Raw genomic sequence first — 5283 nt, 5'->3', positions numbered from 1 at the left:
GACGGCGTCGGCGACGGCGACCAGCGCCTCCGCCAGCGCCCCGGCGGCCTGGGCGCCCAGGCGGCGTGCGGTCCGGGCGGCATGATCACGCTCCAGCACGCCGGCGGCGGCGGGATCGGCCAGGTCGACGATCGACGCGGCATGGCGCGCACGCGCCGGCGCGCCCAGACCCAGGCGCACGGTCGCAGCCAGATCCCGGGCGAAGGCCCGCGCGTCGGCGTCGTCCTGGAAGACCTTCGTCGCCAGACCCCTGGCTGCCAGGGTCGCCGTCCAGGCGTCCACCACGCTGTCCAGCCAGCCGCCGTCGCCGATTTCCGGCTCGCACCCGTCAAGGCCCCAATCCAGCCAGGCGTCGACCTGGGCGTCGGACCAGCCGGCAGGAACGTCGATCTCGCGAACGACATCGCCGCGCTCGATCGCGCGGGTCTCCATCGCGACTCGATCCGCCAGAGTGGCGAAGCCGGTTTGAATGCGCATGGCGGCGTCTCCCCGAAGGCTTTTGAGAGACTAGGGCCGATCCCGAAATGATCCAATATATGTGGTGGTCGGCTGGCGGGTTGCCCACAAGATATCGATGGCGCGCGTCGCGCCTCGGCGCTGGACGAAGGCGGTCGGGGTTTCTATGATTGCGTTAGCCGCCGGACCTTCCCGCCGCGGCCGTTTCTGCGTGGATACGACGACGTGCTGAACAAGATTTTCGCCTGGTGGAACGGCGCCACGATCGGCACCCTCTTCACCATCGCCAAGCGCGGCCGCCCGGTCGGCGAGGACGAATTCGGCAACAAGTACTACGAGAGCCGCGACAACATCAGCTACGACGGGCGCAAGCGGCGCTGGGTCGTCTACAACGGCTATGTCGACGCCTCCAAGGTGTCGGCCGACTGGCACGGCTGGCTGCGCTACACCTTCGCCGAGCCGCCTACGGTCGCCCCGCTGCCGCGCCGCGCCTGGGAAAAGCCCCATCTGCCGAACCTGACCGGCACGCCGATGGCCTGGCGCCCGCAGGGCTCGCTGGCCGCCGACGCCAAGCGCCCGGCCGCCACCGGCGACTACGAAGCCTGGAGCCCCGAGTGAGGCTGAACCGGCTCCTGCTGGGCGGGGCGGCGCTGGCCGCCGCCTTGAGCGCGGGCGCCGTGACCGCCAGCGTCCTGCAGGATGCGCCGCGCGACGCGCGCCCGGTCCAGTCGAACGACCCCATCGGCGACGCCCTGCGCAACACCGCGCCGTCGCCTGTCGCGCCTCCGGTCGAATCGGCCCCGGCCGGCGCTCCCGCGCCCGCCAGCCCGGTTCCGGTCGCGCCGCCGCCCGCCATCGTCATCGCCGAAGACGCAGCCATCGACCAGGCGGTGGAGGCCGAGGCTGAGGCCGAAGCGGCGCCGGTCGCGGAGAAGGCTATCGACCAGCCGGATGTCCCGGCGCGTCGCCAGCGGCGCAAGTTCGCCGTCATCCAGGCCATCGACAAGGTCACGGCCGAAACGATGAAGTTCGAGGTCGAGGTCGGCGGTCGTCCGGTCCGCTTCAACCGCAACCTGATCGTCTCGGCCCGCGCCTGCGAGGTCTCCACGCCCGATGAACTGACGCAGGATTCGATCGCCTACGTCGACGTGTCGCTGGCTCCGCGCAATCAGGGCGAGGCGCGCCAGATCTATCGCGGCTGGATGTTCGCGTCGTCTCCGGCGGTCGGCGGACTCCAGAACGCCAACTACGACGCCTGGGTCGTGGGCTGCAAGGACTAGGGCCGATGGGGCGTGAGTCGTCGCCGAAGAAGAGCGAGACGGTGGAGGTTCGGCTGCCTCTGGCCGCCAAGACCGCCTTCATGGCCCGGTGCCGGGCCCAGGGCCTGACGGCCAGCGAGGCGATCCGCGGATTCATCGACGCCGAGCTGGTTCAGCGCCGCGGCGCGCGCCATGCCGTCGCGTTCTGGCGTCAGGTGCTGGTCGCGGCGGTCGCCGGCCTGGCCCTGGGCGCGGTCGCCGCGCCGGCGCTGGCCCTGGCGCTCTCGCCGTCTCGCGCGGACTTCGACCGACTGGACCGGAACCGCGACGGCGTCGTCACCTTCGAAGAGTTCCGCGCCCGCTAGCGGATACGGCGCAGGAAGCGGTCGGTCTGAAGGTCCAGCCAGGTCCAGGGGCGCAACAGGCCGGCGCCGGGCGCCCATGACGCCAGGACGATCTCGGCCCGGCCGATGATGTTCTCCTCTGGCAGCAGGCCCACGCCGACCGCGCCGGGCCAGCGGCTGTCCAGCGAGTTGTCGCGGTTGTCGCCCATGACGAAATACTGGCCTGCCGGCACGCGGTAGGGGCCTGTGTCGTCGCCCGGCTGGCCGAAGCCGCCGTCATAGGTGAGATAGGTCCGGCCGTCGCCCAGCGTCTCACGCACCGCCAGCACCCGCCGTTCGGGCGCATCATGATCTCGCGCCGCGCCCAAGGGGGTCCGCGCCACCGGCTGGTCATTGACCAGCACCTGGCCGCCCCGGATCTGGACCGTGTCGCCGGGCAGGCCGATGACGCGCTTGATCCAGGCGGCGGAGGGATCGCGCGGCAGGCGGAAGACGACGACGTCGCCGCGCGCCGGCGTCCGCTTCAGCAGGCGACCTTTCACGATCGGCGGATTGAAGGGCAGCGACGCGCTGCTCCAGCCATAGGCGAACTTGGACACCACGATGTAGTCGCCGGTGACCAGTCCCGGCTCCATGGACGACGACGGGATGGTGAAGGGTTGGAACAGGACGATCCTGACGACCGTCGCCAGCAGCACGGCGGCGATCACCGTCCCGACGATCTCCAGGGCGTCGCGGCGCCACGAGCGATCGGCCGTCGCGACGTGAGGGCGGGGGGAGGGGGCGGGCGTGGTCTTGGTCTTGGTCTGGGTCTGGCTCATGCGCCCATGCCGCACGCCATCGCCGATCGGCGCCAGCATCAACGTGTCCGGACAGTCCGAAATCGTGTCCGGACGCGCCGGTCAGCCCCTGGCCGACGCGACGGCGACCGCCTCTTGGCCGGTCATCGGCTCGAACAGGGCGGCCTGGTCCGGCGTGACCTTCAGCGCGGGCGCAAGGCGTCGGAGATAGGCCGCCTGCGGCGTCTCGACCGCGCCGAACTGGCTCAGGTGGTCGGTCAGGAACTGGGCGTCCAGCAGAGTCCAGCCGCCCTTTCGCAGCCGCGCCACAAGGTGGACCAGCGCCACCTTGGAGGCGTCGCGCGCGCGACTGAACATGCTCTCGCCGAAGAAGGCCCCGCCCAGCGAGACGCCGTAAAGGCCGCCGACCAGCCGCTCGTCCTTCCAGCACTCGATCGAATGGACGAAGCCCTGGGCGTGCAGGGCGCTGTACAGCCGCCGGATGGGGCCGTTGATCCAGGTGTCGTCGCGCTCGGGCCCCTGCGCCGCCGCGCAGCCGTCCAGAACCGTCTCGAAGGCGGTGTCGATACGGATGTCGAAGGGCTCGGACCGAACCGTGCGGCGAAGGCGCGACGGCACGTGGAAGGCGTCCAGCGGAATGACGCCCCGCTGGTCCGGCTCGACGATGAAGACGCGCGGATCGTCGCGCGATTCCGCCATCGGGAAGACGCCGCGGGCGTAACAGGCCAGCAGGGCTTCGGGGCCGAAGCCGCCGAACGGCCCGCTGGCGCTGAAGTCCGGGTCGCTCAGCCTTCGCCTGCCCGTCGCTTGGCCCACTTCTCCAGCCAGTGGATGTCGTAGTCGCCCGACAGGATGTCCGGCTCGGCCAGCAGGCGCTGGAACAGCGGAATGGTCGTGTCGACGCCGCCGATCACCATTTCCCCCAGCGACCGTTTCAGGCGCGCGATGGCCTCCTCGCGGTCGCGGCCGTGCACGATCAGCTTGCCGATCAGGCTGTCGTAGTAGGGCGGGATCGAATAGCCGGCGTAGATGGCGCTATCCAGCCGCACGCCCAGGCCGCCCGGCGCGTGGAAGTCGGTGATGGTTCCGGGCGAGGGGGTGAAGGTCTCGGCGTTTTCGGCGTTGATCCGCACCTCGATGGCGTGGCCTTCGAAATGGATGTCGTCCTGGGTGAACGACAGCGGCAGGCCGGCGGCGATGCGGACCTGCTCGCGCACCAGATCGACGCCGGTGATCATTTCCGTGACCGGGTGTTCGACCTGCAGGCGGGTGTTCATCTCGATGAAGAAGAACTCGCCGTCCTCCCACAGGAACTCGATGGTGCCGACGCCCAGATAGCCGATGGCGGCGATGGCCTTGTTGACCGTTTCGCCGATCTTCTTGCGGCCCTCGGCCGACAGGGCGGGCGAGGGGGCCTCTTCCAGAACCTTCTGGTGGCGGCGCTGCAGCGAGCAGTCGCGCTCGCCCAGGTGGACGACGTTGCCGTGGCTGTCGGCGATCACCTGGATCTCGATGTGGCGCGGCTTCTGGAGATAGCGCTCCATGTAGACGGCCCCGTTGCCGAAGGCGGCCAGGGCCTCGGACTGGGCGGTCTGGACCGCCTCGACCAGGTCGTCCGGCGTCAGCGCCACCTTCATGCCGCGTCCGCCGCCGCCGGCGGCCGCCTTGACGATCAACGGAAAGCCGATGGCCTTGGAGGCTTCGATCGCAGCCTCCACCGTCTCGACCTCGCCGTCCGAGCCGGGGACGACGGGGATGCCCGCCTCCATCACCGTCTTCTTTGCGGTGATCTTGTCGCCCATGACCCGGATATGTTCGGGCTTGGGCCCGATGAAGGTCATGCCGTGGGCCTGCACGATCTCGGCGAAGCGCGCATTCTCGGACAGGAAGCCGTAGCCGGGGTGGATCGCCTGGGCGCCCGTGATCTCGGCCGCCGCGATGATCGAGGGGATGTTCAGATAGGATTTGGCGGCCGGCGCCGGGCCGATGCAGACGCTTTCGTCAGCCAGCCGCACCCACATGGCGCCGCGGTCGGCCTCGGAATGCACGGCGACGGTGGAGATGCCCATCTCCTTGCACGCGCGATGAATCCGCAGCGCGATCTCGCCCCGATTGGCGATGAGGACCTTGGTGAACACCGGCTCAGGCCTCGAGCAGGACGAGGGGTTCGCCGAATTCGACCGGCTGGGCGTCGCCGACCAGAATCTCGGCCACGACGCCGTCGCGCGGCGCCTGGATCGGGTTCATCGTCTTCATGGCCTCGACGATGAGCAGGGTCTGGCCCTTCTTGACCTTGTCGCCCGGCTGGACGAACGGCGGCGCTTCCGGCGAGGCCTGCAGATAGGCGGTGCCGACCATCGGCGACTTCACCTCTTCGCCCGAGCGGGCGACGATAGTGGCGGGATCGCTGGGCATGGCGGCCGG

The 5283-nt window shown here is 70.1% G+C and carries 7 protein-coding genes and 1 pseudogene; 3 read left to right on the top strand and 5 right to left on the bottom strand.

All coding sequences use genetic code 11. The features are described 5' to 3' along the window. Nucleotides 1-477 (bottom strand): annotated as a pseudogene (locus ACE3PU_RS06855) (TSCPD domain-containing protein); the annotation flags it as partial. A gap of 204 nt (nt 478-681) precedes the next feature. Here ACE3PU_RS06855 and ACE3PU_RS06850 point away from each other — a divergent pair. From ACE3PU_RS06850 to ACE3PU_RS06840, 3 genes are read left to right on the top strand one after another with little or no spacing between them, the layout of a single operon-like run. After that, nucleotides 682-1074 (top strand): NADH:ubiquinone oxidoreductase subunit NDUFA12, encoded by a 393-nt coding sequence (locus ACE3PU_RS06850; RefSeq protein WP_374388019.1) that lies wholly within the window; start codon nt 682-684, stop codon nt 1072-1074. Continuing rightward, complete coding sequence (locus ACE3PU_RS06845; RefSeq protein ID WP_374388017.1) at nt 1071-1736, top strand: DUF2155 domain-containing protein; 666 nt, start codon at nt 1071-1073, stop codon at nt 1734-1736. The genes ACE3PU_RS06850 and ACE3PU_RS06845 overlap by 4 nt, the downstream gene beginning before the upstream one ends. Nucleotides 1737-1741: 5 nt before the next feature. Next, on the top strand, nt 1742-2080 hold the full coding sequence (locus ACE3PU_RS06840; RefSeq protein WP_374388015.1) for an EF-hand domain-containing protein: 339 nt from the start codon (nt 1742-1744) through the stop codon (nt 2078-2080). Here the strand turns inward: ACE3PU_RS06840 and lepB are convergent. From lepB to ACE3PU_RS06820, 4 genes are all read right to left on the bottom strand, one after another. Beyond that, nucleotides 2077-2919 (bottom strand): signal peptidase I, encoded by an 843-nt coding sequence (gene lepB, locus ACE3PU_RS06835; protein WP_374388013.1) that lies wholly within the window; start codon nt 2917-2919, stop codon nt 2077-2079. The genes ACE3PU_RS06840 and lepB overlap by 4 nt on opposite strands. A gap of 42 nt (nt 2920-2961) precedes the next feature. Beyond that, complete coding sequence (gene aat, locus ACE3PU_RS06830; protein WP_374388021.1) at nt 2962-3648, bottom strand: leucyl/phenylalanyl-tRNA--protein transferase; 687 nt, start codon at nt 3646-3648, stop codon at nt 2962-2964. After that, nucleotides 3645-4997 (bottom strand): acetyl-CoA carboxylase biotin carboxylase subunit, encoded by a 1353-nt coding sequence (gene accC, locus ACE3PU_RS06825; RefSeq protein WP_374388011.1) that lies wholly within the window; start codon nt 4995-4997, stop codon nt 3645-3647. The genes aat and accC overlap by 4 nt, the downstream gene beginning before the upstream one ends. 4 nt (nt 4998-5001) lie before the next feature. Next, the coding region (locus tag ACE3PU_RS06820; protein WP_374388009.1) for an acetyl-CoA carboxylase biotin carboxyl carrier protein subunit at nt 5002-5283 on the bottom strand (282 nt) is incomplete at its 5' end.

The sequence above is a fragment of the Brevundimonas sp. genome (genome assembly GCF_041911375.1).
In the GTDB taxonomy this organism is placed as follows: Bacteria; Pseudomonadota; Alphaproteobacteria; order Caulobacterales; family Caulobacteraceae; genus Brevundimonas.
This window is presented reverse-complemented; position numbering and strand designations above follow the sequence as displayed.

Excerpts from the sequence above, each read along its gene's own strand:
- ACE3PU_RS06840 (WP_374388015.1), top strand. The coding sequence starts at position 1,742 with ATGGGGCGTGAGTCGTCGCCGAAGAAGAGCGAGACGGTGGAGGTTCGG.
- lepB (WP_374388013.1), bottom strand. The coding sequence starts at position 2,919 with ATGCTGGCGCCGATCGGCGATGGCGTGCGGCATGGGCGCATGAGCCAG.